This is a genomic window from Streptomyces sp. Tu6071 (assembly GCF_000213055.1).
In the GTDB taxonomy this organism is placed as follows: Bacteria; Actinomycetota; Actinomycetes; order Streptomycetales; family Streptomycetaceae; genus Streptomyces; species Streptomyces evansiae.
This window is the reverse complement of sequence record NZ_CM001165.1, coordinates 6055629-6080486: the sequence shown is the minus strand read 5'-3', so window position 1 is coordinate 6080486 and position 24858 is coordinate 6055629. Positions and strand designations below refer to the sequence as shown.

The 24858-nt window shown below is 73.3% G+C and carries 20 protein-coding genes; 4 read left to right on the top strand and 16 right to left on the bottom strand.

Annotated elements, in window-relative coordinates:
* Nucleotides 1-35: 35 nt before the first annotated feature.
* From STTU_RS32515 to rsmH, 16 genes are all read right to left on the bottom strand, one after another.
* Complete coding sequence (locus tag STTU_RS32515; RefSeq protein WP_037897789.1) at nucleotides 36-1355, bottom strand: DivIVA domain-containing protein; 1320 nt, start codon at nucleotides 1353-1355, stop codon at nucleotides 36-38.
* A gap of 55 nt (nucleotides 1356-1410) precedes the next feature.
* A complete protein-coding gene (locus STTU_RS25710; RefSeq protein WP_007828256.1) occupies nucleotides 1411-1695 on the bottom strand; it encodes a YggT family protein in 285 nt (94 codons plus the stop codon).
* Nucleotides 1696-1763: 68 nt separating this feature from the next.
* Nucleotides 1764-2372 (bottom strand): cell division protein SepF, encoded by a 609-nt coding sequence (locus STTU_RS25705; RefSeq protein WP_007828255.1) that lies wholly within the window; start codon nucleotides 2370-2372, stop codon nucleotides 1764-1766.
* Nucleotides 2373-2496: 124 nt separating this feature from the next.
* Nucleotides 2497-3231 carry a YggS family pyridoxal phosphate-dependent enzyme gene (locus STTU_RS25700; RefSeq protein ID WP_007828254.1) on the bottom strand — a complete coding sequence of 245 codons (735 nt, stop codon included), beginning with the start codon at nucleotides 3229-3231 and terminating at the stop codon, nucleotides 2497-2499.
* Nucleotides 3232-3237: 6 nt separating this feature from the next.
* Nucleotides 3238-3966, bottom strand: a complete 729-nt coding sequence (gene pgeF / locus STTU_RS25695) for a peptidoglycan editing factor PgeF (RefSeq protein ID WP_043256347.1) — start codon at nucleotides 3964-3966, stop codon at nucleotides 3238-3240.
* The gene (gene ftsZ / locus STTU_RS25690) at nucleotides 3963-5180 is read right to left on the bottom strand and encodes a cell division protein FtsZ (protein ID WP_007828251.1); all 1218 of its coding nucleotides are present in this window, start codon (nucleotides 5178-5180) and stop codon (nucleotides 3963-3965) included. The genes pgeF and ftsZ overlap by 4 nt, the downstream gene beginning before the upstream one ends.
* 374 nt (nucleotides 5181-5554) lie before the next feature.
* Nucleotides 5555-6352: a cell division protein FtsQ/DivIB gene (locus STTU_RS25685; RefSeq protein ID WP_007828248.1), complete on the bottom strand. Its 798-nt coding sequence runs from the start codon at nucleotides 6350-6352 to the stop codon at nucleotides 5555-5557.
* A 42-nt stretch (nucleotides 6353-6394) separates the two neighbouring features.
* Nucleotides 6395-7489, bottom strand: coding sequence for an undecaprenyldiphospho-muramoylpentapeptide beta-N-acetylglucosaminyltransferase (murG, locus tag STTU_RS25680; RefSeq protein WP_007828246.1), 1095 nt, complete (start codon nucleotides 7487-7489; stop codon nucleotides 6395-6397).
* Nucleotides 7490-7495: 6 nt separating this feature from the next.
* Entirely contained in the window at nucleotides 7496-8947 is a 1452-nt protein-coding gene (ftsW, locus tag STTU_RS25675; protein ID WP_007828244.1) for a putative lipid II flippase FtsW, read from the bottom strand.
* A gap of 59 nt (nucleotides 8948-9006) precedes the next feature.
* A complete protein-coding gene (murD, locus tag STTU_RS25670; RefSeq protein ID WP_063894621.1) occupies nucleotides 9007-10446 on the bottom strand; it encodes a UDP-N-acetylmuramoyl-L-alanine--D-glutamate ligase in 1440 nt (479 codons plus the stop codon).
* Complete coding sequence (gene mraY, locus STTU_RS25665; RefSeq protein ID WP_009064394.1) at nucleotides 10428-11498, bottom strand: phospho-N-acetylmuramoyl-pentapeptide-transferase; 1071 nt, start codon at nucleotides 11496-11498, stop codon at nucleotides 10428-10430. Before mraY ends, murD begins: the two co-directional genes overlap by 19 nt.
* Complete coding sequence (locus STTU_RS25660) at nucleotides 11495-12916, bottom strand: UDP-N-acetylmuramoyl-tripeptide--D-alanyl-D-alanine ligase (RefSeq protein WP_007828232.1); 1422 nt, start codon at nucleotides 12914-12916, stop codon at nucleotides 11495-11497. The genes mraY and STTU_RS25660 overlap by 4 nt, the downstream gene beginning before the upstream one ends.
* A gap of 4 nt (nucleotides 12917-12920) precedes the next feature.
* On the bottom strand, nucleotides 12921-14654 hold the full coding sequence (locus STTU_RS25655) for a UDP-N-acetylmuramoyl-L-alanyl-D-glutamate--2,6-diaminopimelate ligase (protein ID WP_078519045.1): 1734 nt from the start codon (nucleotides 14652-14654) through the stop codon (nucleotides 12921-12923).
* Nucleotides 14655-14705: 51 nt separating this feature from the next.
* Complete coding sequence (locus tag STTU_RS25650) at nucleotides 14706-16670, bottom strand: peptidoglycan D,D-transpeptidase FtsI family protein (protein ID WP_199785048.1); 1965 nt, start codon at nucleotides 16668-16670, stop codon at nucleotides 14706-14708.
* Nucleotides 16671-16674: 4 nt separating this feature from the next.
* Nucleotides 16675-17262 (bottom strand): hypothetical protein, encoded by a 588-nt coding sequence (locus STTU_RS25645; protein ID WP_007828228.1) that lies wholly within the window; start codon nucleotides 17260-17262, stop codon nucleotides 16675-16677.
* 97 nt (nucleotides 17263-17359) lie between these two features.
* Entirely contained in the window at nucleotides 17360-18298 is a 939-nt protein-coding gene (rsmH, locus tag STTU_RS25640; protein WP_007828226.1) for a 16S rRNA (cytosine(1402)-N(4))-methyltransferase RsmH, read from the bottom strand.
* A 530-nt stretch (nucleotides 18299-18828) separates the two neighbouring features.
* On the opposite strand from rsmH, the gene STTU_RS25635 reads away from it, so the two are divergent.
* From STTU_RS25635 to STTU_RS25620, 4 genes are all read left to right on the top strand, one after another.
* Entirely contained in the window at nucleotides 18829-19359 is a 531-nt protein-coding gene (locus STTU_RS25635) for a beta-class carbonic anhydrase (RefSeq protein ID WP_007828224.1), read from the top strand.
* A 325-nt stretch (nucleotides 19360-19684) separates the two neighbouring features.
* A complete protein-coding gene (locus STTU_RS25630) occupies nucleotides 19685-20698 on the top strand; it encodes an AAA family ATPase (protein WP_043256343.1) in 1014 nt (337 codons plus the stop codon).
* A gap of 101 nt (nucleotides 20699-20799) precedes the next feature.
* Nucleotides 20800-22392: a DUF58 domain-containing protein gene (locus STTU_RS25625; protein ID WP_007828221.1), complete on the top strand. Its 1593-nt coding sequence runs from the start codon at nucleotides 20800-20802 to the stop codon at nucleotides 22390-22392.
* Complete coding sequence (locus STTU_RS25620; protein WP_043256342.1) at nucleotides 22389-24770, top strand: transglutaminaseTgpA domain-containing protein; 2382 nt, start codon at nucleotides 22389-22391, stop codon at nucleotides 24768-24770. The genes STTU_RS25625 and STTU_RS25620 overlap by 4 nt, the downstream gene beginning before the upstream one ends.
* The last annotated feature ends 88 nt before the right edge of the window (nucleotides 24771-24858 follow it).

The window sequence follows — 24858 nt, the reverse complement described above, 5'->3', positions numbered from 1 at the left end:
GCCGACCGACTCCGCCTCACGCAGCGGCGGTCGGCTCAGTTGTCGTCCTCGTCGATCAGGAATCCCCGCATCGGCGACGGAGCCTGCTGCATCGGCTGCGGCGCCTGCGGCCGTACCGGCGCCATCGGCTGCGTCATCGCCGGGGACATCTGCTGCTGCCCGCCCCCGTACGAGGGACCGGCCGAAGGCGGCGTGGGGCCACCCATCGGGCCGGGACCGTTGTGCCCGCCGCCGAAGGACGGCGCACCGGCCGGGGCCATGGAGGGCGAGGGGGACGGCGGCAGCGACGGCGTCGAGGAGACACGCGGCGGGGCGAGCGAGTCGTCCGACTGCGTCTCCAGCTGGCGCAGCTGCGACTCCAGGTACGACTTCAGTCGCGTCCGGTACTCGCGCTCGAAGCCGCGCAGGTCCTCGACCTTGCGCTCCAGCGTGGCGCGGGCGGACTCCAGGGAGCCCATCGCGACGCGGTGCTTCTCCTGCGCGTCCCGCTCCAGGGCGTCCGCCTTGGCACGGGCGTCGCGCTCCAGACCTTCGGCGCGGCTGCGGGCCTCACCGACGATCTTGTTGGCCTCGGAACGCGCCTCGGCGATCGCCTGGTCGGCGGTCTGCTGGGCGAGCGAGAGGACACGCGCGGCGCTGTCGCCACCGGGACCCTGGCCGGGCTGCGGCAGCTGCGGGCCGCCGTGGCCGAGCGGGCCGACCATCTGCTGCTGCGGCTGGCCCATCGGGCCCTGCGGGCCACCCATCGGACCCTGGCCCATCGGACCGGGACCCTGCTGGCCCATGGGGCCGGGACCCTGCTGCCCCATCGGGCCGGGGCCCTGCGGAGCCATCTGTCCCATGGGACCGGGGCCCTGCGGGCCGCCCATCGGACCCTGGCCCATCGGGCCGGGACCCTGCGGACCGTGACCGCCCGGACCGGAGGGGAGCTGCGGGGCACCGGAGGGCAGCTGGGGCGGACCGCCCATGTGCTGCTGCTGCGGGTGCTGCTGCTGACCCGGGTGCTGGGGCTGGCCGGGGTGCTGCGGCTGACCGGGGTGCTGGGGCTGCCCCGGGTGCTGCGGCTGTCCAGGGTGCTGCTGCCCCTGCGGCGGACCGGATATGGCGGCGGGCCCGGGACCCTGCGGCCGTTCCGGCTGCTCGGGACCCTTGCGCATGTTCTGCTGCTGGTTCTGCGCGGCGGCACGGGTGGCTGCGGCGAGTTTCGCCCGCAGGTCCTCGTTCTCCCGCGCGAGCCTGGTCAGTTCGGCCTCTACCTCGTCGAGGAAGGCATCGACCTCGTCCTCGTCATAGCCTTCTCGGAGGCGGACGGTCGTGAACTGCTTGTTCCGCACGTCCTCGGGGGTCAATGGCATCTCTTCACCTCAACGTAGTCGTCGGCATTCGGCAAGAACGTAGTTGACATCGCGCTCACAGCCGGCTCACGACGGAGATCAGGATGTAGACGATGATCATCAGTACGAAGAAGGACAGGTCGAGCGCCACGCCCCCGAGGCGCAGCGGCGGGATGAACCGCCGCAGAAGCTTGAGCGGTGGATCGGTGACAGTGTAGGCGGCCTCCAAAACGACCACCATGGGCTTGCCCGGCTGCCAGGAGCGGGCGAACTGGAACACGTAGTCCATGACGAGCCGGAAGATCAGGACCAACAGGAAACACATCAGCGCGATGTAGAGCACATCCAGCACGACGCTCATGAGCGCTTCCCACTCCCCTGTCCTGCGAGCCCGCCGTCACGAGCCGTTCCGTTGTGCGTCATTCGGTCTCAGCTCTGGTTGAAGAACCCGCCCTCTGCGATGCGAGCCTTGTCCTCCGCCGTTACATCGACGTTAGCAGGCGACAACAGGAAAACCTTCTGAGTCACTCGCTCGATGCTCCCGTGCAGGCCGAACACCAGACCGGCCGCGAAGTCGACAAGTCGCTTCGCGTCCGTGTCGTCCATCTCGGTCAGGTTCATGATCACCGGCGTGCCCTCGCGGAAGTGTTCCCCGATGGTACGGGCTTCGTTGTAGGTCCGGGGGTGCAACGTCGTGATGCGGTACGGCTCCCGCTCCGAGACAACCTTGGGCATGATCACCGGCGCGTTCTTCTCCATGCTCGGACGTTCTGGTGTGATGGATGACACGGGCGCGATACGCGCCGGACGACCCGACTCCACGGGCAGCGACACGGGTTCGCGCGGCGCCGGAGGCTGGGCGGAACGCACCGGTTCGTCCGGTTCGGGCTCCTGGTGCGGCGGGTTGTGCCGCCTGCGGTCGCGCTCGGGCTCCGGCTCGGGCTCGAACTCGTCATCGGGGTCGAACCCCGGGCCGTCGTACCCATCGTCCTCCACGAGGCCGAGGTAGACCGCCATCTTGCGCATCGCGCCGGCCATGCTCTGAGTCCTCCGCTCTGTGGTGGATCGACAAGGACCACCTGCCCGCGATCCACGAGGTCTTTCCGCCTCTTTGACGGGTAATGACCATATTTTGTGCTGTGGTCCGACTTGCTTGGCGACGTTACCCGAGGGGGGAACGCGTGCCGAGTATCGCGCTGCCGATCCGTACATGTGTCGCCCCGGCAGCGATCGCCTCCTCCAGGTCACCGCTCATCCCGGCGGAGACCATCGTGGCAGCCGGATGCGCGGCGCGCACGAGGCTCGCCAGTTCCGCGAGCCGCGCGAAGGCGGCGCGCGCGTCCCCCGCGTAACGCCCCGCCAGCGGAGCCACCGTCATGAGTCCTGCGGGACGCAGTCCCTCGGTGGCGGCGATGCGGTCCACGAGTTCCGGGACCTCGTCCGGGTGGGCCCCGCCCCGGCCGGCGTGCGCCGCGGGATCGCCCTCGGCGTCGAGCGCGACCTGGACGAGCGCGCCGATCTCCCGCCCTTCGCGCACCGCAGCCGCCCCGAGGGGGGCGGCGAGCCGCGCGCGGTCCACGGAGTGCACGTACGAGGCGTACCGCGCCACGGACTTCGCCTTGTTGGTCTGCAACTGCCCGATGAAGTGCCACGTGAGCGGGAGGTCCGCGCACGCGGCGGCCTTCGGGCCGGCCTCCTGGTCGCGGTTCTCGCCGACCTGTCCGACACCGAGCGAGGAGAGAAGACGCACATCGCTCGCCGGATAGGTCTTGGTGACCGCGATCAATGTCACGTCGCCGCGCGAACGGCCCGCCGCGGCACACGCCTTGGCGATCCTTTCCTCCACCTTCGCGAGGTTCGCGGCGAGTTGTTCCTTACGTGCCCCAGAGTCCGTCATGCCCCATCAGTCCAGCCACGCGTAGCCCGCGAGACGCCCGGTGACCCGGTCCCCGCGGTACGAGAAGTGATCCGCCGACTCGCGCGTGCAGGTGGGCGAGCGGCGCACGTCGCGCACGCCGAGCGCGTCGAGTTGCGCGAGCACCCCCGCCGCCACGTCGAGCGCCGGCGTGCCCCAGCTTGTTTCGGCGTGCGCCCGGGGCGCGAGCGCGGCGACCTCGGCGCGCATGGCCTCGGGCACCTCGTAACACGCCCCGCAGATCGCGGGCCCGGTGCGGGCCACGATCCGCGCGGGCTCGGCGCCGAGCTCCCGCATCGCCTCGACCGCCGCGGGAACGACCCCGGCGACGAGTCCGGGCCGCCCGGCGTGCGCGGCGCCCACGACCCCGGCGACGGGGTCGGCGAGCAGGACGGGCACGCAGTCCGCGGTGAGCACCGCGAGCGCGAGCCCGCGCCGCGCGGTGACGACCGCGTCGACGGCGGGTACGGGCCCCTCCCCCCACGGCTCCTCGACGACGGCGACCTCGCGCCCGTGGACCTGGTTCATCCAGACCACGTGCGCGGGATCGAGACCGAGGTCCTTGGCCGCGAGCGCCCGGTTGGCGAGGACCGCCCCCGGCGCGTCGCCGACGGCGCCGCCGAGGTTCAGCTCCTCGTACGGAGCGGCGCTCACCCCGCCCCACCTGTCGGTGAGGGCGAAGTGCGCGCCGCCCGCTTCCTCGCGCGTGCCTATCACTTCAGGAAGTCCGGCACGTCCAGCTCCTCGGCCTGGCTGTCCGGGTAGGGACGGGCCGGGGGGACCGAGGGCTGCGGGAGCTGCGGGGCCGGCGCCTCGTTGACCGGGGCCGGTTCGGGCTCCGGGCGGGGGGCCGGCTCCTCGCGCGGGGTGACGGAGCCGAGGCCGCCGAAGGCCGGACGGACCGGCTCGCTCGTACGGGCCTGCGGCTGCTCCTCGCGCTTGCCGGTGCTGGCACCGATCACGTTGTCCCGCTTGGCGGGGGGCTGGCCCCCGTCGAAGCCGGCCGCGATGACGGTGACCTTGACCTCGTCGCCCAGGGCGTCGTCGATGACGGCGCCGAAGATGATGTTGGCCTCCGGGTGCGCCGCCTCGCTCACCAGTTGAGCCGCCTCGTTGATCTCGAAGAGACCGAGGTCGGAGCCGCCCGAGATGGACAGCAGGACCCCGCGCGCCCCGTCGATGGAGGCTTCGAGCAGCGGTGAGGAGATGGCCAGTTCGGCCGCCGCGACGGCACGGTCGTCGCCGCGCGCGGAGCCGATGCCCATGAGGGCGGAGCCCGCCTCGCTCATCACGGACTTGACGTCCGCGAAGTCGAGGTTGATGAGCCCCGGGGTCGTGATCAGGTCGGTGATGCCCTGGACACCGGAGAGCAGGACCTGGTCCGCGGACTTGAACGCGTCCAGGACACTGACCTGCCGGTCCGAGATGGACAGCAGTCGGTCGTTGGGGATGACGATGAGGGTGTCGACCTCTTCGCGGAGTTCGGCGATGCCGTCCTCCGCCTGGTTGGCCCGGCGCCGCCCTTCGAAGGTGAAGGGACGGGTGACCACGCCGATCGTGAGGGCGCCCAGGGAGCGTGCGATGTTGGCGACGACGGGTGCGCCGCCGGTGCCGGTGCCGCCACCTTCGCCCGCCGTGACGAAGACCATGTCGGCCCCCTTGAGGACCTCCTCGATCTCCTCGCGGTGGTCCTCGGCCGCCTTGCGGCCGACCGCCGGATTGGCGCCGGCTCCCAGGCCCCGGGTCAGTTCGCGACCGACGTCGAGCTTGACGTCGGCGTCGCTCATGAGCAGGGCCTGCGCGTCGGTGTTGATCGCGATGAACTCGACGCCCTTGAGCCCGACCTCGATCATCCGGTTGATGGCATTGACACCACCGCCGCCGACACCGATGACTTTGATGACTGCGAGGTAGTTCTGCGGTGCTGCCACGTCGAAGGCTGCCTCTCGCCTCGATTTACGTGTCGATGCCTCGCCGCCCGGCGTGCGTCGACTGATGCCGAATAAGGGACGGTCCGAAGCGCCGACCCGAACCCTCACCCTGAAGTTTAGGGTTACTCCCGTAAGAGTTCCCCTGTGTTCTACCCCAGTGAGAGAGGGTTACCAGTGTGTCTGTTGCTGGGACTTCGCTGACTGTTCCGAACAGGACACTAAGTCGACAAGTGGCGCGCGTTCAACGAACACGCCGAACCTCCCGTTTTTCTTTTCACCCTATGTGATCAGCCGTGGCGATGCCCAACCAGGGGTCAGTACCGCGATTTTTCGGGCCAATTCGGGGTCAATCCCGCGTCAACTCAGCGCGTGCGTCAGCGAACTGACGGAGCGACCGGAACGGAGACGTCGAAGTACCTCGCCTTGGGCGCCGCTTTCATCAGGGCGGTCAGGGTGCGGGCCTTCGCCGCGCTTTTCTCACCACTCCCCCACGCCACCGTCCGCCCGTCCCGCAACAGCAGTGTCACGTCGTCGTAGGAACGAATCCGGATCGTCCGCAGCTCCTTGACCACGGGCGACGGGACGCGGGCCGCGACGGTGGCCGCCTCGCGCAACAGTCGCGCGGTGCCGAAGCGGTGCAGCGAGGGCGAGTCGGACGCGTCGAGATCGAGGCGCGGAATACCGCGCGGAGGAGTGCCCACCGTGGCGAAAAGCACGCCGTGCGCGTCCACTTCGTCGAATTTTCCGCCCTTTTCCCGTACGAGAACGGGTTTACGCTCCGTGACCGCGATGTGCAGTCCGTGCGGCCAGGAACGGTCGATTTCCACGGATTCGATACGGGGCAGCCGGGCGCGCGCATTCGCTTCGAGCGCGTCGGTGTCCACGGAAATGAGCGGACTTCCCGCGGGGGCCGCCGCGGCCTCCTCCACCTCGCGCCGGGTCAGCACCTCGGTCCCCGTGACGCTCACCTGCCTGAGCTTGAGCCACGGCGAGCCGTAGAGCAGGTAGAGCGCCCCGCCGAGGAGCAGCACGAGGCCCCCGGCGACGAGCCAGAACCGGAGTCCCGGCAGGCCGCGCGGGGGCGGGGGCGGGGCCGGGGACCGCTCGGCGTCATGGGGTGCTTCGACCCCGGTACGTCCTTCGCCGCCCTGGGCGGTCCTCGCTCCGGCCACGCTCCCTCAGCCTCCTCGTGATGCGGGGGCTTCCAGGGCCCCTCAGCGGTTCCTGCGTGCGGCGATCGCCTCGTACACCATGCCGACGAGCAGCTCGTCGGCGTCCCGGCGGCCGAACTCGGCGGCGGCGCGGGACATCTCGTAGAGCCGGTGCGGGTCGGCGAGCACCGGCACCACCTGGGACTGCACCCACTCCGGCGTCAGTTCCGCGTCGTCCACGAGGAGTCCGCCCCCCGCCTTCACCACCGGCTGGGCGTTGAGCCGCTGTTCGCCGTTGCCGATGGGCAGCGGGACATAGGCGGCGGGCAGGCCCACGGCGGAGAGTTCGGCGACCGTCATCGCCCCCGCGCGGCACAGCATCATGTCGGCGGCGGCGTACGCGAGGTCCATCCGGTCCACGTACGGTACCGGGATGTACGGCGGCATTCCGGGCATGTTGTCGGCGCGTGGCAGCTCGTTCTTGGGACCGACCGCGTGCAGGACCTGGATGCCGGAGCGCTGGAGCAGCGGGACGACCCGCTGGACGACCTCGTTGAGGTGGCGGGCGCCCTGGGAGCCGCCGGAGACGAGGAGCGTCGGCAGGTTCTGGTCCAGGCCGAAGGCGGCGCGGGCCTCGGGGCGCACCCGGGCGCGGTCCAGCGTCGCGATGGTGCGGCGCAGCGGGATGCCGATGTAACGGGCGCCGCGCAGCTTGCTGTCGGGGGTCGAGACCGCGACGCCGGAGGCGTAGCGCGAGCCGATCTTGTTGGCGAGCCCGGGGCGCGCGTTGGCCTCGTGCACGACGATCGGGGTGCCGGTGCGCTTCGCCGCGAGGTAGCCAGGCAGCGCCACGTACCCGCCGAAGCCGATGACGCAGTCCGCCTTGGTGCGCTCGATGACCTGCTCGGCGGCCTTGATGGTGCCGCGCAGCCGGCCCGGCACGGTGATCAGCTCGGGGGTCGGTTTGCGCGGCAGCGGGACCGCGGGGATGAGGGCGAGTTCATAGCCGCGCTCGGGTACGAGCCGGGTCTCCAGGCCGCGTTCCGTGCCGAGAGCCGTGATCCCCACGGTGGGGTCCTGCCTGCGCAGGGCGTCCGCGAGGGCGAGCGCCGGCTCGATGTGGCCGGCGGTCCCCCCGCCGGCGAGTACGACATGCACCGAAATTCACCGCTCTCCGGACGGACGCGCCCCCGGGGCGCGCCGTCGCATCGTGTTCCATCTCACCGCGAACCGCTTGCGGCCGAAGCCGGGCCCCCGCAGGGCGAGGGCCGCTCGCGCAGCGGGCTCGTCGCGTGCGAAGGCGATGAGGAGCCCGATGGCGAACATGGTCGGCAGCAGCGAGGAACCCCCGTAGGAGAACAGCGGCAGCGGCACCCCGGCGATCGGCAGCAGACCGAGCACCGCACCGAGGTTGATCACGGCCTGCGCCGTGATCCAGGTGATGACCGCTCCCGCGGCGTACCTCACGAAGGGGTCCTCCGTGCGTCCGGCCACGCGGATACCCGCATAGCCTAGAGCCGTGAAGAGGGCGATCACCGACAGCGTCCCCGCGAGGCCCAGTTCCTCGCCGAGCACGGCGAAGATGAAGTCCGTGTGGGCTTCGGGGAGTTCACCCCATTTCTCCACGCTCGCGCCGAGCCCGGAGCCGAAGAAGCCGCCGGAGGCGAGGGCGTAGAGGCCGTGCACGCCTTGCTGGCACTTGTCGTTGAAGGCGTGGGCGTCGGTGGAGCCGAGGCAGGCGAAGCGGGCGAGGCGGTTGTCGCTCGTCTTGACGAGGATCACACCGAGCAGCCCGACGAAGCCGAGCACCCCGGCGAACATCCGCGTGGGCGCGCCCGCGAGCCACAGCAGCCCGAAGAGGATCGCGGTGAGGATCATCGCGGTGCCCATGTCCGAGCCGAGCATGATGAGCCCGAGGAGCAGGAACGTCACGGGCACGAGCGGCACCAGCATGTGTTTCCACTGGTTGAGCAGCCGCTTCTCGCTCTTGCGCGCGAGCAGGTCGGCGCCCCACAGGACGAGCGCGAGCTTGCCGAACTCGGAGGGCTGGATCTGGAAGAAGCCGAGGTTGATCCAGTTCCTGTTGCCGTTCACGGAGACGCCGATGAGCGGCACCGCGGCCATCGTGACGACCGCGGCGACGAGCAGCGGGTACGAGAGCGCCCGGTGCAGCTTGACGGGCATCCGCGCGGCGGCGACGAGGAGCAGGCCGCCGATGAGCGCGGCGCCGAGCTGCTTGCGGAAGAAGAAGGAGCCCGCGAGCCCGTAGTTGAGGGCCGTGATGACGGACGCGGAGTAGACCATCACGAGGCCGAGCACGATGATCAGCAGGCTCGCGCCGAGGATCACGTAGTACGCGGTGAGCGGCCGGTCCCAGGCCCGCATGAGCCGGGCGGGGAGCCCGCGCAGCGGATTGCCGCGCGGGCCCCTCGGGCGCGGGGCGCGGGGCGTGCGGGACGAGCCGCCGCCCCCCGCCCCGCTCCCCGTGCCGCGCGCCCGTCCCGCGAAGGTCCTGCCGCGCAGCGGGAGGCCCGCGCGGGGCGCCCTCGGGCTGCGGCTGCGGTGCACGCGGGCGGAGCTGTACCGCCCGCCCTCGGCCGTACGCTCAGCGGCCATCGTCGCTGTCCCCTCCAGTCGTCCTGGCGCGGACCGGCCCGGCGGCGGGCCGGTCCGGTTCAGTCGCCTTCGGCAGCGGTGGCGCGTGCGCGGACCGCCTCGGCGAAGAGGTCGCCGCGCACGTTGTAGTTGGTGAACATGTCCATCGAGGCGCACGCCGGGGCGAGCAGGACCGTGTCGCCGCTCTCGGCGAGCCCGGCCGCCTCGCGCACCGCTTCGGACATCGCCCCAGTGTCGGCCCGGTCGAGGTCGACCACGGGTACGTTCGGGGCGTGTCGCGCGAGGGCTTCGCGGATCAGCGCGCGGTCGCGGCCCATGAGGACGACGGCCCGCAGGCGTTTCGCGGCGCCTTGCACCAGTTCGTCGAAGGACGCGCCCTTCGCGAGTCCCCCGGCGATCCACACGATCGGTTCGTACGCGGCGAGCGAGGCTTCGGCGGCGTGCGTGTTGGTCGCCTTGGAGTCGTCGACGTAGGAGACCCCGTCGATCGTGGCGACGTGCTCGATGCGGTGCGGGTCGGGCCGGAAGGCGCGCAGCCCCTCGCGGACCGCCGTGGCCGGGACGCCGAAGGCGCGGGCGAGGGCGGCGGCGGCGAGGGCGTTCGCGACGTTGTGCGGGGCCGGCGGATCGACGTCGGCGACCTCGGCGAGTTCCTGGGCCTGCTGGGCGCGGTCGGGCACGAAGGCCCGGTCCACCAGGTAGCCCTCGACGACGCCGAGTTCGGAGGGGCGGGGGGTGCCGAGCGTGAAGCCGATGGCCCGGCAGCCCTCCTCCACGTCGGCGGCGCGTACGAGTTCCTCGGTGGCCGGGTCGGCGCTGTTGTAGACGCAGGCGACCTGGTTGCCCTCGTAGACCCGGCCCTTGTCGGCGGCGTACGCGGCCATCGAGCCGTGCCAGTCGAGGTGGTCGGGCGCGAGGTTGAGGACGGCCGCGGAGTGCGGCCGGACCGAGGGCGCCCAGTGCAGCTGATAGCTCGACAGCTCGACGGCGAGGACGTCGTAGGGCTCCTCGGCGAGGACCGCGTCGAGGAGCGAGACGCCGATGTTGCCGACGGCGGCGGTGCGGTGGCCCGCCGCTTCGAGGATCGCGGCGAGCATCCGTACCGTCGTCGTCTTGCCGTTGGTGCCGGTGACGGCGAGCCAGGGCGCGGCGTCGGGGCCGCGCAGGCGCCAGGCGAGTTCGACGTCGCCCCAGACCGGCACCCCGGCCGCCTCGGCGGCGGCGAAGAGCGGCTTGCCGGGCTGCCAGCCGGGGGCGGTGACGACGAGTTCGGTGCCCTCGGGGAGGGTCGAGCCGTCGCCGAGGCGCACGGTGATGCCGAGGGCGCGCAGTTCCCCGGCCTGGGCGCGGGAGCGCTCGTCGTCGGCGTCGGTGACGGCGGTGACGAGTGCTCCGCGCGCGTGGAGGACGCGTGCGGCCGGCATCCCCGAGACGCCGAGCCCGGCGACGGTGACGCGGGTGCCCGCGAAGTCCGGTGCGGTCACTTGTCGGCCGCCCATCCCGCGTAGAAGAGACCGAGGCCGACGATGACGCACATGCCCTGGATGATCCAGAAGCGGACCACGACGAGGACTTCCGACCAGCCCTTGAGCTCGAAGTGGTGCTGGAGCGGTGCCATGCGGAAGACGCGCCTTCGGGTCAGCTTGAAGGAGCCGACCTGGATGACGACGGAGAGCGTGATGAGCACGAACAGGCCGCCCAGGAGGGCGATGAGCAGTTCGGTGCGCGAGCAGATCGCGAGGCCCGCGAGGGCGCCGCCGAGGGCGAGCGAGCCGGTGTCGCCCATGAAGATCTTGGCGGGCGAGGTGTTCCACCACAGGAAGCCGAAGCAGGCGCCCATGAGGGCGGAGGCGACGACGGCGAGGTCGAGCGGATCGCGCACTTCGAAGCAGGCGGCCGGGTTGGTGAGCGTGGCCGCGTTGGCGCAGGACTCCTGGAACTGCCAGACGCCGATGAAGGTGTAGGCGCCGAAGACCATGACGGAGGCGCCGGTGGCGAGGCCGTCCAGACCGTCCGTCAGGTTCACGCCGTTGGACATGGCCAGGATCATGAAGAGCGCCCAGACCACGAAGAGCACCGGGCCGATGGTCCAGCCGAAGTCGGTGACGAAGGAGAGCTTCGTGGAGGCCGGGGTGTTGCCGCGCTGGTCGGCGAATTGCAGGGCGAGCACGGCGAAGGCGATGCCGACGATGAGCTGTCCGGCCATCTTCGCCTTGGCCCGCAGGCCGAGCGAGCGCTGTTTGACGATCTTGATGTAGTCGTCGAGGAAGCCGACCAGGCCCATGCCCGTCATCAGGAACAGCACCAGGAGCCCGGAGAAACTGGTCGGGCTGCCGGTGATGAGCTTGGTGAGGAAGTACGCGATGAGCGTGGCGAGGATGAAGGCGATGCCACCCATGGTCGGCGTGCCGCGCTTGCTGTGGTGCTCGCGCGGCCCGTCGTCACGGATGAACTGGCCGTAGCCCTTGCGGGCGAGCAGCTTGATGAGCAACGGGGTGCCGATGAGGGTCAGGAAGAGACCGATCGCTCCCGCGAAGAGGATTTGCTTCATCGCGCGGCGGCCTCGCCCTCACCGGCGCCTTCCAGGAGGGCCTGGGCGACTTTCTCCAGGCCCGCCGCCCGGGACGCCTTCACCAGGACGACGTCCCCCGGTCGCAGTTCCCCGCGTAGCAGGTCGATCGCCGCCTGTGTGTCGGACACGTGCACCGACTCCTCACCCCACGAACCCTCGTTGTATGCGCCCATCCGCAGCCAGGCCGCCTCCTGGCCCCCGACCGCGACGAGCTTGCTCACGTTGAGCCGGACGGCCAGCCGTCCGACGGCGTCGTGGGCGGCGAGCGATTCGTCCCCGAGTTCCGCCATCGTCCCGAGCACCGCCCAGGTCCGGCCGCCCTTGTCTCGGGCTGCCGAGCCCATCGCGACGAGCGCGCGCAGTGCTGCTCGTACGGAATCGGGGCTCGCGTTGTAGGCGTCGTTGACGATCGTCACGCCGTCCGGGCGCTCGGTGACCTCCATCCGCCAGCGGGAGAGGGAGCGTGCCTCGCTGAGACCAAGGGCGATCTCTTCGGCGGGCATGCCCAGCTCATGGGCGACGGCTGCGGCGGCGAGCGCGTTCGACACGTGGTGCTCACCGTACAGGCGCAAGGTCACTTCGCCGCACCCGGTGGGTGTGCGCAGGAGGAACCGGGGGCGTCCGGTGTCCGTAAGCGTGACGTTCTCGGCCCGGACTTCCGCATCGTCCGCTTCGCCGAAGAGGAGGACCCGTGCCCGGGTACGGGGGGCCATGCCGCGTACGAGCGGATCGTCCGCGTTGAGCACGGCGAGTCCGGACTCGGGCAGGGCCTCGACCATCTCGCCCTTGGCCTCGGCGATCTTCTCCTTGCCGCCGAACTCGCCGATGTGGGCAGAGCCGACGTTGAGGACGATGCCGATGGACGGCGGGGTGAGGCTCGTGAGGTAGCGGATGTGGCCGATGCCGCGGGCGCCCATCTCCAGGACGAGGTGGCGGGTCTCCTCGGTGACGCGCAACGCGGTCAGCGGGAGCCCGATCTCGTTGTTGAGGTTGCCCGGTGGCCACACGGTGGGCCCGCGGCGGCTCAGGAGCTGCGCGATGAGGTCCTTGGTGGACGTCTTGCCCGCCGAGCCGGTCATGGCGATCACAGCGGTGCCGAGGCGCTCCACGACGGTGCGGGCGAGGGCGCCGAGGGCCGCCGTGACGTCGTCCACGACGATCGCGGGCACGCCGAGGGGCCGGGTCGCGAGGACGGCGACGGCGCCCGCCGCGACGGCTCCGGCGGCGTAGTCGTGCCCGTCGACGCGTTCGCCGGCGAAGGCGACGAAGAGTCCGCCGTCCTCGACGGCCCGGGAGTCGGTGACGACGGGACCCGTGACGCGAAGCTCCGGGTCCGGTATGTCGTGGGTCCGCCCGCCGACGATGTCAGCGATCTCGGCGAGAGAGAGGGCGATCACAGGTTCATCCCACGCTTTTCTGCTGCGCGGCCGGGGTGGCCGCGGCTTTGCGGATGGCTTCCTTGAGGACCTCGCGGTCGTCGAAGGGGCGGACGACCCCGTTGACGTCCTGGCCCTGTTCGTGACCCTTGCCCGCGATGAGCACGGTGTCCCCGGGCTCGGCGCGGGCGACGACGGCGGCGATGGCCGCCGCGCGGTCGGCGTCGACGAGGACGTCCCCGCGCTCGTGCACGGGCACCTCGGCGGCGCCCGCGAGCATCGCGGCGAGGATCGCGAGCGGGTCCTCGGAGCGCGGGTTGTCGGAGGTGAGTACGGCGGTGTCGGCGAGGCGCGCCGCGGCGGCGCCCATCGGGCCGCGTTTGGTGGTGTCGCGGTCGCCGCCGCAGCCGAGGACGACGTGCACGCGGCCCTCGGTGACGCGGCGCAGCGAGCGGAGCACCGATTCGACGGCGTCGGTCTTGTGCGCGTAGTCGACGACGGCGAGGTACGGCTGGCCCTCGTCGACGCGCTCCAGGCGCCCGGGGACGCCCGGGACGGCCCCGATGCCCTCGGCGGCGACGCGGGGGTCCGTCCCGGCCTCGGCGAGGGCCGCGACGGCGGCGAGGGTGTTGGCGACGTTGAAGGCGCCGGGCAGCGGGGCGCGGGCCGGGTAGCGGGAGCCGTCGGGGCCTACGACGGTGAACGTGGAGTCGGTGGGGCCGATCTCGACGTCCTCGGCGCGCCAGTCGGCGTCGGGGTGGCCCTCGGCGGAGAAGGTGACGATCGGCACCTCGGCCTCGGTGATGAGCCTGCGCCCGTACTCGTCGTCGTGGTTGACGACGCCCCTGCGGCTGCGCGCCCGGGTGAAGAGCTGCGCCTTGGCCTGGAAGTAGTCCTCCATGCCGGAGTGGAACTCCATGTGCTCCGGGCTCAGGTTGTTGAAGACGGCGACGTCGTGGACGACGCCGTCGACCCGGCCGAGCACGAGGGCGTGGCTGGAGACCTCCATGGCGACGGCGTCCACGCCGCGTTCGCGCATGACGGCGAAGAGCGCCTGGAGGTCGGTGGCCTCGGGCGTGGTGCGCTCGGACTTGAGGCGCTCGTCGCCGATGCGGGTCTCGACGGTGCCGATGAGCCCGGTGGAGTGCCCGGCGGCGCGCAGGCCGCCCTCCATGAGGTACGCGGTGGTGGTCTTCCCCGAGGTCCCGGTGATGCCGATCTGGAGGAGGTCGTCGCCGGGGTTGCCGTAGATGCGCGCCGCGAGGGCGCCCATCCGGCCGCGCGGGTCGCCGACGACGAGGACGGGGAGTCCCGCGGCGAGGACGCGCTCGGCCCCCGCGGGGTCGGTGAGCGCGGCGACGGCGCCGAGCGAGGCGGCCTGCGCGGCGAAGTCGGCGCCGTGGAAGCGGGCACCCGGGAGCGCCGCGTAGATGTCGCCGGGGCGCACGGCGCGGGAGTCGTGGGTGATGCCGGTGACATCGGCGGGAGCGGGGCCGCGACCGCCGCGCGGCTCGACCCCCAGTGCTTCCGCGAGGTCGTCGAGCGGGGTGGCCGCGGTCTTGGCGGGGCGCGGAGGGCCGGGGTACGTCACGGGACCGTTCTCCCGGGGGGTGTGGGGCTGATCGGGGCGTGGCACGGCGGTGAGCGTACCGGGCGGGATGGGCTCGCCGCGAAATGAGGGGCTCTGTGCGGGGGCTGGCGCGCCGTCGGGTCCCGGGGGTCGGCGGCGGTTCCCCGGATCGGGGGTGATCGTTGTCACGGGCGGTTCCTGGTGGGTCTCCGGGGGTGCGCGGGGTGCGGGGTCCGCCGGTCAGGGCTCGAAAGTGGTCGGGAGCCGCGCGGGTGCGGCGCCGGTGGGCGGGACCTGGAGGGTCTTCAGCGCGAACTCCATGACGCTCTTGTAGATGGGTCCGCAGATCTGGCCGCCGAAGTAGCCGCCCTTCGTCGGGTTCTGGATGGCGCAGTAGACGGTGACGCGGGGCTTGTCGGCGGGGGCGAAGCCGGCGAAGGAGGCGGTGTAGCCGCGGTAGAGCCCGGTCTTCGGGTCCACCCGGTTGGCCGTCCCCGTCTTGCCGGCGACGCGGTAGCCGGGGATGCGCGCGGAGGTGCCGGTGCCCTCCTTGTCGTCGACGACGGACTCCAGCATGGTCGCGAGCGTCTTGGCGGTCCTGTCGCTCACGACGCGGGTCTTCTTCGCGGGGTCGGTGGGGGCCCAGCGGCCGTCCGGGCCCTTGGTCGCCTTGACGAGGGTCGGCTCGGTGCGGACTCCGCCGTTGGCGATCGTGGAGTAGACCGAGGCGGCCTGCACCGCGTTGATCGACAGGCCCTGGCCGAAGGGGATCGTGTACTGCTGCGAGGTGTTCCACTTGTCCGGCGGCGCGAGGATGCCGGAGGTCTCGCCGGGGAAGCCGAGTCCGGTGGGGCTGCCGATGCCGAATTTGTGCAGGTAGGAGTGGAGAACCCGGTTCGCCTGCTGCTGCGTCCCGCCGAGCTGTCCGGTGGCGAGGATCGTGCCGATGTTGGAGGACTTGGCGAGCACCCCGTTGAGGGTGAGGTGCCAGGTGCCGTGCGCGATGTCGTCGTGGAAGATGCGGTCGCCGCGGCGCAGTTCGCCGGGCACGGTGACGTGGGTGCCCGGGGTCGCCTTGTTCTCCTCCAGGACGGCGGCCATGGACATGATCTTGCTGGTGGAGCCGGGTTCGTAGGCGTCCTGGAGGGCCGGGTTGCCGAGCGCGTCCACGTCGGCGTGCCGCAGGTCGTTCGGGTCGAAGCCGGGCGCGTTGGCGAGCGCGAGGATCTCTCCGGTACGGGTGTCCTGGACGATGACGTAGCCGCGGTCGGCCTTGGACTTCTTCACCTGGTCGGTGATGGCCTGCTGCGCGGCCCACTGGATGTCGCGGTCGAGGGTGAGCCGCACGTCCGTACCGGCCACGGCGGGGTGCTCGCTGCCACCCGCCGTGGGGACCTGGCGGCCCCCGGCCTGCGCGTAGCGCACCTCGCCGGGGGTGCCCGCGAGGGAGGTCTCGTACTGCGCCTCCAGGCCGCCCGCGCCCTTGCCCTCGGAGTTGACCCAGCCCAGTATCCCGGCGGCGAGGTCCCCGTTGGGGTAGACGCGTTTGCTCGTCGGCTCCTGGAAGACCCCGGCGAGGATGCTGGGCCTGTCCTTCGTGGCCTTCTCCTGGAAGGCGTTCTTGAGGTCCTTGATCTGCGTCCAGACCTGCGGGGTCTGCCGGGTCGCGAGGAGCGCGTAGCGGCCCGTGCCGCGCAACTGGGCGGCCACCTCCTCCTCGTCCTTGCCGAGGATCGGGGCGAGGAGGGCCGCGGCCTGCTCGGGGGCGTCCTTCACGTGGGTCTGCTCGCGGCCGAACATCGAGGGGTCGGCGGTGATGTCGTAGGCGTCGACGCTCGTGGCCAGCTCGACCCCCTTGCGGTCGGTCACGGCGCCGCGCTCGGGGGCGATCTCGTGGACGACGACGCGGTTCTTCTGCGCGGCCGTCGTGAAGGAGTCCGCGTCGACGGCCTGGATCTGGAGCAGCCGCCCCACGAAGACCGCCATGATCAGCGTGATCGTGACGCCGACGAGCCGGAGCCTGGGGCGCGGCGAGCCGAGGCGGATGGTGCGCGGCCCCTGGAGCCTGGGCCCCGGTCCTGAGGGGCTGCGGCGCGGCCGGGCGCCGGGCCCCGGGCGGGCTCCCGCCCGCGCCCCGGCACGCGGGCGTTCGGCGGGCCTGGCGGGGCCTGGCACCCGGCGGCGGGGCGGTTCCCTGTCGGTCACGGCGTCACCTTCCGGGGGTGGGGTCCGGGCTCGTGTACGGGGTGGGGGTGGGACTCGGGGAGGTGCTGGCGCCCGGGCCCGGAGTGGAGCCTGGGCCGGGGTTCGGGCTCGTGCTCGGGCTCGTGCTCGGGCTCTGGCTCTGGCTCGTGCTCGGGCTCGGGGAGGCCGTCGGTGTGGGGCTCGGCTTCGGGGCGGGCTGCTCCGGTGCGCTCGGCCGTACGAGGGCGACGGGGGGCGCGGCCGAGGCGCGGCCCCGTACCGTCCCGTCCGGCGCGAGGAACGCCGGGTCGCCGCCCGGCACCATGCCCAGCTCGGCGGCGCGGCGGGCGAGGGCGTCGGGCGCGGAGTACGCGTCCACGTCCCGCTGGAGTTCCTGCTGCTCGTCGGTGAGGTCCGTGGACTGCTTCTTGAGCCGGCTCACCTGGAAGGAGCCCTCGTTGAGCGAGGAGTTGAGCACGAGGAGCGTGATGAGCCCCCCGGCGAGGAGCACGACGACGAGCAGCACGAAGGGCGTGCGCGCCGCCCGGTTCGTGCCGCGCTCGGGCAGCAGCCGGGCGAGCGCCGCCGCCCGGCCGCGCAGGACACCGTTCACGACTCCTCCGGGGGGTGACACGCGCGGGCGCGACGGCCGGTTCCCCTGCCGCGGCTGCGGCCGGTTCCGGTACGGGTACGGGGCGGCCTGCGTCCGCTCACACGGCCCCCTCGCGGATGCGCTCTGCTCCGCGCAGGCGGGCGGGCGCGGCACGGCGGTTGGCGGCGACCTCCTCCTCGGCGGGCAGTTCGGCGCCGCGCGTGAGGAGTTTGAGGCGGGGCTGGTAGCGCTCGGGGACGACGGGGAGGCCGGGCGGGGCGGTGCTCGTGGCCCCGGTGGACAGGACCTGCTTGACGAGCCTGTCCTCCAGGGAGTGGTAGGCGAGGACGGCGATCCGGCCGCCGACGGCGAGGGTGTTGACCGCCGCGGGGATCGCGCGTTCCAGGACCGACAGTTCGCCGTTGACCTCGATGCGCAGGGCCTGGAAGGTGCGCTTCGCCGGGTTCCCGCCGGTGCGCTTGGCGGCCTGCGGCAGCGCCTCGCGGATCAGCTCGACGAGGCGCGCGCTGCGGGCGAAGGGCTCCTTCTCGCGCTCGCGCACGACAGCGGAGACGATCCGGCGGGCCTGCTTCTCCTCCCCGTAGGTGCGCAGGATGCGGACGAGTTCCCCGGGCGGGTAGGTGTTGAGGACCTCGGCGGCGCTCAGGCCCGCCGTCTGGTCCATGCGCATGTCGAGCGGGGCGTCCTGCGCGTAGGCGAAGCCGCGGTCGGCCTCGTCGAGCTGCATCGAGGAGACGCCGAGGTCGAAGAGGATGCCCTGGACGCGCGGGATGCCGAGCCGGTCGAGCACGTCGGGCAGCTCGTCGTAGACGGCGTGGGCGAGCATCGCGCGCTCGCCGAAGGGGGCGAGGCGCTCCCCGGCGAGGCGCAGCGCCTCCTTGTCGCGGTCGAGCGCGACGAGGCGGGCGGCGGGGAAGGTGCTGAGCAGGGCCTCGCTGTGGCCGCCGAGGCCGAGGGTGCAGTCGACGACGACGGCGCCGGGCTCGGCGAGGGCGGGGCCGAGGAGGTCGAGGCAGCGGCGCAGCATGACGGGCACGTGACGCCCCTCGGCCGTCCCCGCGGCCGGTGCGGGCGGGTCCTGCGCTGTGCCGTCGGGTGCTGTGCCCTCGGGCGTGTGGTCCGTGTGCAATGTCCTGCCCGTCACCCTCGTCGAAAGGCGCCTCGCGCCCTGGTCCCGCGCATTGGTCCCGCGCTGTGCTCCCCCGGCGCTCCCCTTGCGCGGCGGGACGCGCGGCCTGGTCCCCTCCCGCTCGGAAGGGGAGTGACCCGCCGGCGCCTCGCGGCACCGGCCGGCCGGAACGGGAGGGGGCCGGGTCGTACGTGTCCGCCGCGCGTCGTGGAGAAGCGGCCCCGGGACGCGGGGCCGCGGCGGGCACGGGACCGCGACAGTCTCCGGCGGGGTGTCCGGGGTCCCGCTTCGCGTCACTTTAGTCCACCCTGTCGCCCGGTCAATCAACGACCCTGCGCGTCGCGGAGCCCGTGAAACCCGGGCCCGCGCGCCATGATCACGTTCGTACGGATACGCGCGCGACGGGCCCGCCGCCGCGGTTCGGTACCGTCTGGAGCATGACTTCCGCCCCCATCACCCCCAACACCTCGGTCACCGACCGGCTCGTCGCCGCGAACGAGGCGTACGCGAAGACGTTCACCGACCCCGGCATGGACGCCCGGCCCGTGCAGAAGGTCGCCGTCGTGGCGTGCATGGACGCCCGTCTCGACCTGCACGCCGCGCTCGGCCTCGACCTCGGCGACTGCCACACGATCCGCAACGCGGGCGGTGTGGTGACCGATGACGTGATCCGGTCCCTGACCATCAGCCAGCGCGCGCTGGGCACCCGCAGCGTCGTCCTCATCCACCACACCAACTGCGGCCTCGAATCGCTGACGGAGGACTTCCGCCACGAGCTGGAGCGCGAGGTGGGCCAGCGTCCCTCGTGGGCGGTCGAGGCGTTCACGAACGCGGAGCAGGACGTGCGGCAGTCGATGCAGCGGGTGCGCACCTCGCCGTTCCTGGTCGAGGCGAACGACGTGCGCGGCTTCGTCTTCGACGTGCACACGGGGCTGCTGCACGAGGTCGACCCCGCCCCGGCGGCCTGAGCCGGTCCCTCCCCCGGCCGCGCGGCGTCCGGACCCGTGCCCAGGGTCCGCTGGCCGTCGCGGCCGGGTACCGGCGGTCGCGCTGGTCGCAGCGGCCGGGTACCGGCCGGATCCGGCGGACAAATGCCGCAAGGACTGACAAGCGGTGAGCTGTTGTCCGCGGGCGAGTGACACGAACCGATAACGGCAACAAGAATGCGTGGGGAGCCCGCGTGGAGTGGTCCGCGCGGGGTCCAGGACATGTCGGGTGCCGGCTCGCCGCGAGCCGGGCGCAACCCGGTGGACGGGGTGGCCCCGCTCGGGGCCGTGGGCCGAGGAGGGCCGGGTGACGACCTTTGACGAGCGCGCCGACGCGCGGGGGGACCTGAGAGAGCTGAGCGGGACGGCGGGCCGGGTGCGGAGCGCCGTCGAGACGGTCATCGAGGGCAAACCGGACGTCGTCCGGCTCGCGCTGACCGTGCTGCTCGCGGAGGGGCACCTGCTCATCGAGGACGTGCCGGGGGTCGGCAAGACGATGCTCGCGCGGGCGCTCGGGCGTTCCGTGGACGCCTCCGTGCGCCGTATCCAGTTCACGCCGGACCTGCTGCCCTCGGACATCACCGGCGTCTCCGTCTACGACCAGGTCTCCGGCACCTTCGACTTCAAGCCCGGGGCCGTCTTCGCGCAGATCGTGATCGGCGACGAGATCAACCGGGCCTCGCCGAAGACGCAGTCGGCGCTCCTGGAGGCGATGGAGGAGGGGCAGGTCACGCTCGACGGCGAGACCTTCCCGCTGCCGCGTCCCTTCATGGTCGTCGCGACGCAGAACCCGGTCGAGATGGAGGGCACCTACCCGCTCCCCGAGGCGCAGCGCGACCGCTTCATGGCGCGCGTCTCGATGGGCTACCCCTCCGCCGAGGCCGAGTTGAAGATGCTCGGCTCGCACGGCGCCGCCTCGCCGCTCGACGCGCTCGTCCCCGTCGCGCACGTCGACGAGATCGCCAAGCTCGTCGAGGCGGTGCGCGGCGTGCACATCGCGGAGGACATCGAGCGGTACGCGGTCGCGCTCACGCAGGCGACCCGGGCCCACCCCGAGCTGCGGCTCGGCGCCTCGCCGCGCGCCACGCTCCACCTCGTCCGGGCCGCGCGCGCCTCGGCCGCGCTCGCCGGGCGGGACTTCGTGCTCCCCGACGACGTGCAGGCGCTCGCGGTGCCGGTGCTCGCGCACCGGCTGCTGCCGACGACGCAGGCCCAGCTCGGGCGGCGCAGCGCCGAGGCGATCGTCGTCGAACTGCTCCAGCAGGTGCCGATCCCGGACAGCGGCGGTCGCGGGGGCCGCCCCGCGAGCGGCGGCCGGTGAAGGGCCGGGGGGCCGGGCGGGGCACGGCCGTACGGGGTCCCGAGGACGAGGCCGTACGGACGTCCGGCGGTCCCGTCCCCCCGCAGCGGTCCGGGGGCCCCGTGCCCCCGGGCGGGCAGCCCGCGCTCGCGCCGGTCGCCGAGGACCAGGAGGAGGGCGCGGCGCGCGGGCCGTTGCGGACCGCGTTCGCGGGGCTGACGACGCGCGGCCGGTCCTTCCTCGCCGCCGGGGTCGCCGCCGGGATCTGCGCGTACGTCCTCGGGCAGGGCGAACTGCTCCGGGTCGGGGTGCTGCTCGCGGTGCTCCCGCTCGTCGCCGCCGCCGTCCTCTTCCGCACCCGCCACCGCGTCACGGGCAGCCGCAGGCTCAGCCCGCTGCGGGTGCAGGCGGGCGAGGAGGCCCGCGTGCACCTGCGCGTCGAGAACGTCTCGCGGCTCACGACCGGACTGCTCATGCTCCAGGACCGGGTCCCCTACCAGCTCGGGCCGCGCCCGCGCTTCGTCCTGGACCGCGTCGAGGCGGCCGGGCGCCGCGAGGTCTCGTACCGGGTGCGTTCCGACATGCGGGGGCGCTTCCCGCTCGGTCCCCTGCAACTGCGGCTCAGCGACCCCTTCGGGATGTGCGAGCTGAGCCGTTCCTTCAGCGCGCGCGACACCCTCACCGTGCTCCCGGCCGTCGTCCCGCTGCCCGCGGCGGGGCTCGGCGGGCAGGCCCCCGGCGAGGGCGGCGGGCGGCAGCGCGCGCTCTCGTTCACCGGCGAGGACGACGTCATCCCGCGCGGCTACCGGCACGGCGACGACCTGCGCCGGGTCCACTGGCGCTCGACGGCGCGGTACGGGGAGCTGATGGTGCGGCGCGAGGAGCAGCCGCGCAGGTCGCGCTGCACGGTGCTGCTCGACACGCGGCGCGCGGCCTACGCGGGCGGCGGCCCGGACAGCGCCTTCGAGTGGGCCGTCTCGGGAACCGCCTCGGTGCTCACGCACCTCCTCGAACGCGAGATGGACGTACGCCTCCTCACCGACGAGGGCGCGCTCGACGCCGTCCCGGGCAGCGACGGCTTCGCGACCGCGCGCCACGAGGCCGCCGAGGCCGCGGGCGCGCTCCTCGACGTCCTCGCGGTCATCGACCACTCGGCGGGCACGGGCCTCGCGGCGGCCCACGACGCCCTGCACGGCGGTACGGAGGGGCTGCTCGTCGCCTTCGTCGGCGCGCTCGACGCGGAGCAGACCGCGCTGCTCGCGCGGGCGCGCGGCCGGGGCGCGAGCGCGGTCGCCTTCCTCCTCGACGGCCCCGGGTGGGGCCGTCCCGCGGACCCCGAGCAGGCGGAACCGGGACCGGAGGAGTGCGCGCGGGCCCTGCGCGAGGCGGGCTGGACGGTGCTGCGCGTCCCGCGTGGCGCCGCGCTCGCCGAGCTGTGGCGCCAGGCGGGCGCGCTCCACGCGGGACACGAGCCGGAGAGCGCGGGGCCGTACGGGGGCGGCGGCACGTACGGGAGCAGTGGCACGTACGGGGAAAGCGCCCCGCGCGGCGAGAACTTCGGGGGCGGTGCGTACGGGGGCGGGGGCGCCCCGGGCGCGTACCTTCCGCCTCCCGATCCCCCGGGGCCCCGCACGCCCTCGTCCTACGAGCGGATCGAGCGTGTCGCGCGGTGGGAACGGGACCGGCGGCCGGACGACAGGGAGCGGGAGTCATGAGCGGGCGGGGTCGGGTCACTCTCGCGGCGACGGTGGCGACGGCGCTCTCCGCCGCCGCGCTGCTGCCGCTCGTGGAGAGCGCGACGTGGTTCGCGCTGTGCCTCCTGCTGCTCGCGCTCGTGGCCGGGGCGGGGGCGCTCGCGCGCCGGGCGCAGTTGCCGCGCCCGCTCGTGGTGGCGATCCAGGCGCTCGTGGCGCTGCTCCTGCTGACCGTCGTCTTCGCGCGCGCGCAGGCCCTGGCCGGTTTCGTCCCCGGGCCGGAGGCGATGCGGCACTTCGGGCAGCTCTTCGAGGCCGGGCAGCACGACGTGCGCGGGTACACGATCCCCGCGCCGCTCACCGACGGCATCACGTTCCTGCTGATCGGCGGGGTCCTCGTGGTGGGCCTGCTCGTCGACACGCTCGCGGTGACGTTCCGCGCGGCCTCCGCCGCCGGGCTGCCGCTGCTCGCGCTCTACTCGGTCGCCACCGGGATCGCCGAGGAGGGCTCGGGCTGGCTCCTCTTCCTCCTCGCCGCGGGCGGCTACCTGCTCCTGCTGCTCGCCGAGAGCCGCGACCGGGTCGCGCGCTGGGGGCGGGTCTTCGGCGTGCGCGGCGCGGACGGGCGGGGGAAGCCGCCCCAGCTGTCCCCGGTGCGCAACGGCCGCAGGATCGGTGTCCTCGCGCTCGGCGTCGCGCTCGTCGTACCGCTCGCGCTGCCCGCGCTGGACGGCGGGCTGCTCGACGGCAGGGGCGGCGGCGGCACGGGCGGCGGGGGCGGCACGATCTCGGCGGTCAACCCGCTCGTCTCGCTCCAGGACGCCCTCAACCAGCCCGACGACCGCGAGGTCCTGCGCTACCGCACCGACGCGGCGAACATCTCCGACCTGTACCTGCGGATCGTCTCGCTCGACAGGTTCGACGGCACCTCCTGGTCGCCGTCCGAACGCCGCATCACCGAGGTCCCCGACCAGCTCCCGCAGCCCACCGGGCTCTCCCCCGACGTCGCCACCGGGACCGTCACGACGTCCGTGCAGGTCGCGGGCGACTACGGGCAGGACTGGCTGCCGCTCCCCTACCCGGCCAGCTCCGTGGACATCAACGGGCGCTGGCGGTACGAGCCGGAGGGGCGCACCCTCGTCGGCGAGCGCGGCCAGACGACGCGGAACGCCTCGTACCGCGTTGAGAGCCTCGACGTCCGTCCCACGGCCCGCCAGCTCGCCAACGCCCGGCCGGCTCCCGAGGACATCCGCCGCGCGTACACCTCCGTGCCGGGCAATCTGCCCGACGTCGTCGCGGCGACCGCGCGGAAGGTCACGAAGGGCGCCGCCAACGACTACGAGCGCGCGGTGCGGCTCCAGGACTGGTTCGCCTACGACGGCGGCTTCACGTACAACACGCGGGTCGGCGCGGGCAGCGGCCCGCAGGCGATCGCCCGGTTCCTGCAGCAGAAGGAGGGCTTCTGCGTCCACTTCTCCTTCTCGATGGCGGCGATGGCCCGCACGCTCGGCATCCCGGCGCGGGTCGCGATCGGGTTCACGCCCGGCACGCAGACCGGGGACGAGGGCACGATGTCGGTGGGCCTGCGGGACGCGCACGCGTGGCCGGAGCTGTACTTCCAGGGGGTGGGCTGGACTCGTTTCGAGCCGACCCCGAGCCGGGGCACGACCCCGGAGTACACGCAACCGGAGGCGCCCGAGGGGGGCGCGGCGAGCACGGCGCCCGAGCAGCCCGAGACGAGCGAGTCGGCCGCGCCCTCGACCTCGGCCTCGACGGACGCCACCTGCCCGGCGGCCGACCGGCGCCTCGGCGAGTGCGGCGGACCGAGCCCGCAGGCGGTCGTGGCGCACGGCGACGACGGACCGCCCACGGGCACGCTCATCGGGGTGGGGCTTCTCGTGCTCGTGGTCCTCGCGGTGCCGCTCCTGCCGGTGCTGTGGCGGCGCAGGCTGCGCGCGCGGCGGCTCGGCGGGGGCCCGGGGCGCGACGTCTCCGCGCTCGGGGAGCGGGTGCGGGCGGCGTGGGCCGAGGTGCTCGACACCGCCTGGGATCTCGGCATCCCGCCGGACGAGACGCTCAGCCCGCGCGCGGCGGCGGCACGGCTGGTCCGCGCGGGTCACCTGGACGAGGAGTCCGCCGCCGCCCTGGGCCGACTGGTCGACGCCCTGGAGCACGTGCGGTACGCCCCCGCGGCGACCCCGCCGCCGGTCGCCGCCGACGTCCGCCGGGTACTGGCGGGGCTGCGGGCGGGCTCGGGCCGCACCGACCGGCTCCGCGCCCTCTTCACCCCCCGCTCCTCGGCGGGCCGCCTGGGCCGCGCCCTGTCGGCGCGGAGCGCGGCGGTACGGGAGCGGCTCGCGGGGTGGCGGCGGGTGCGCGGGACGCGCGAGGCGAGCTGAGGAATCACCCGCGGATACGCGGGTACGCGGAAGGGGCGGACCCGAGCGGGGTCCGCCCCTTCCGAGGCTTGCGGGGACGAGCGGCGTC

What these genes read in the sequence shown, in the direction of transcription:
- STTU_RS32515 (WP_037897789.1), bottom strand. Translation starts at nt 1,355, where the DNA reads ATGCCATTGACCCCCGAGGACGTGCGGAACAAGCAGTTCACGACCGTC.
- STTU_RS25710 (WP_007828256.1), bottom strand. Translation starts at nt 1,695, where the DNA reads ATGAGCGTCGTGCTGGATGTGCTCTACATCGCGCTGATGTGTTTCCTG.
- STTU_RS25705 (WP_007828255.1), bottom strand. Translation starts at nt 2,372, where the DNA reads ATGGCCGGCGCGATGCGCAAGATGGCGGTCTACCTCGGCCTCGTGGAG.
- STTU_RS25700 (WP_007828254.1), bottom strand. Translation starts at nt 3,231, where the DNA reads ATGACGGACTCTGGGGCACGTAAGGAACAACTCGCCGCGAACCTCGCG.
- ftsW (WP_007828244.1), bottom strand. Translation starts at nt 8,947, where the DNA reads ATGGCCGCTGAGCGTACGGCCGAGGGCGGGCGGTACAGCTCCGCCCGC.
- murD (WP_063894621.1), bottom strand. Translation starts at nt 10,446, where the DNA reads ATGGGCGGCCGACAAGTGACCGCACCGGACTTCGCGGGCACCCGCGTC.
- mraY (WP_009064394.1), bottom strand. Translation starts at nt 11,498, where the DNA reads ATGAAGCAAATCCTCTTCGCGGGAGCGATCGGTCTCTTCCTGACCCTC.
- STTU_RS25635 (WP_007828224.1), top strand. Translation starts at nt 18,829, where the DNA reads ATGACTTCCGCCCCCATCACCCCCAACACCTCGGTCACCGACCGGCTC.
- STTU_RS25620 (WP_043256342.1), top strand. Translation starts at nt 22,389, where the DNA reads ATGAGCGGGCGGGGTCGGGTCACTCTCGCGGCGACGGTGGCGACGGCG.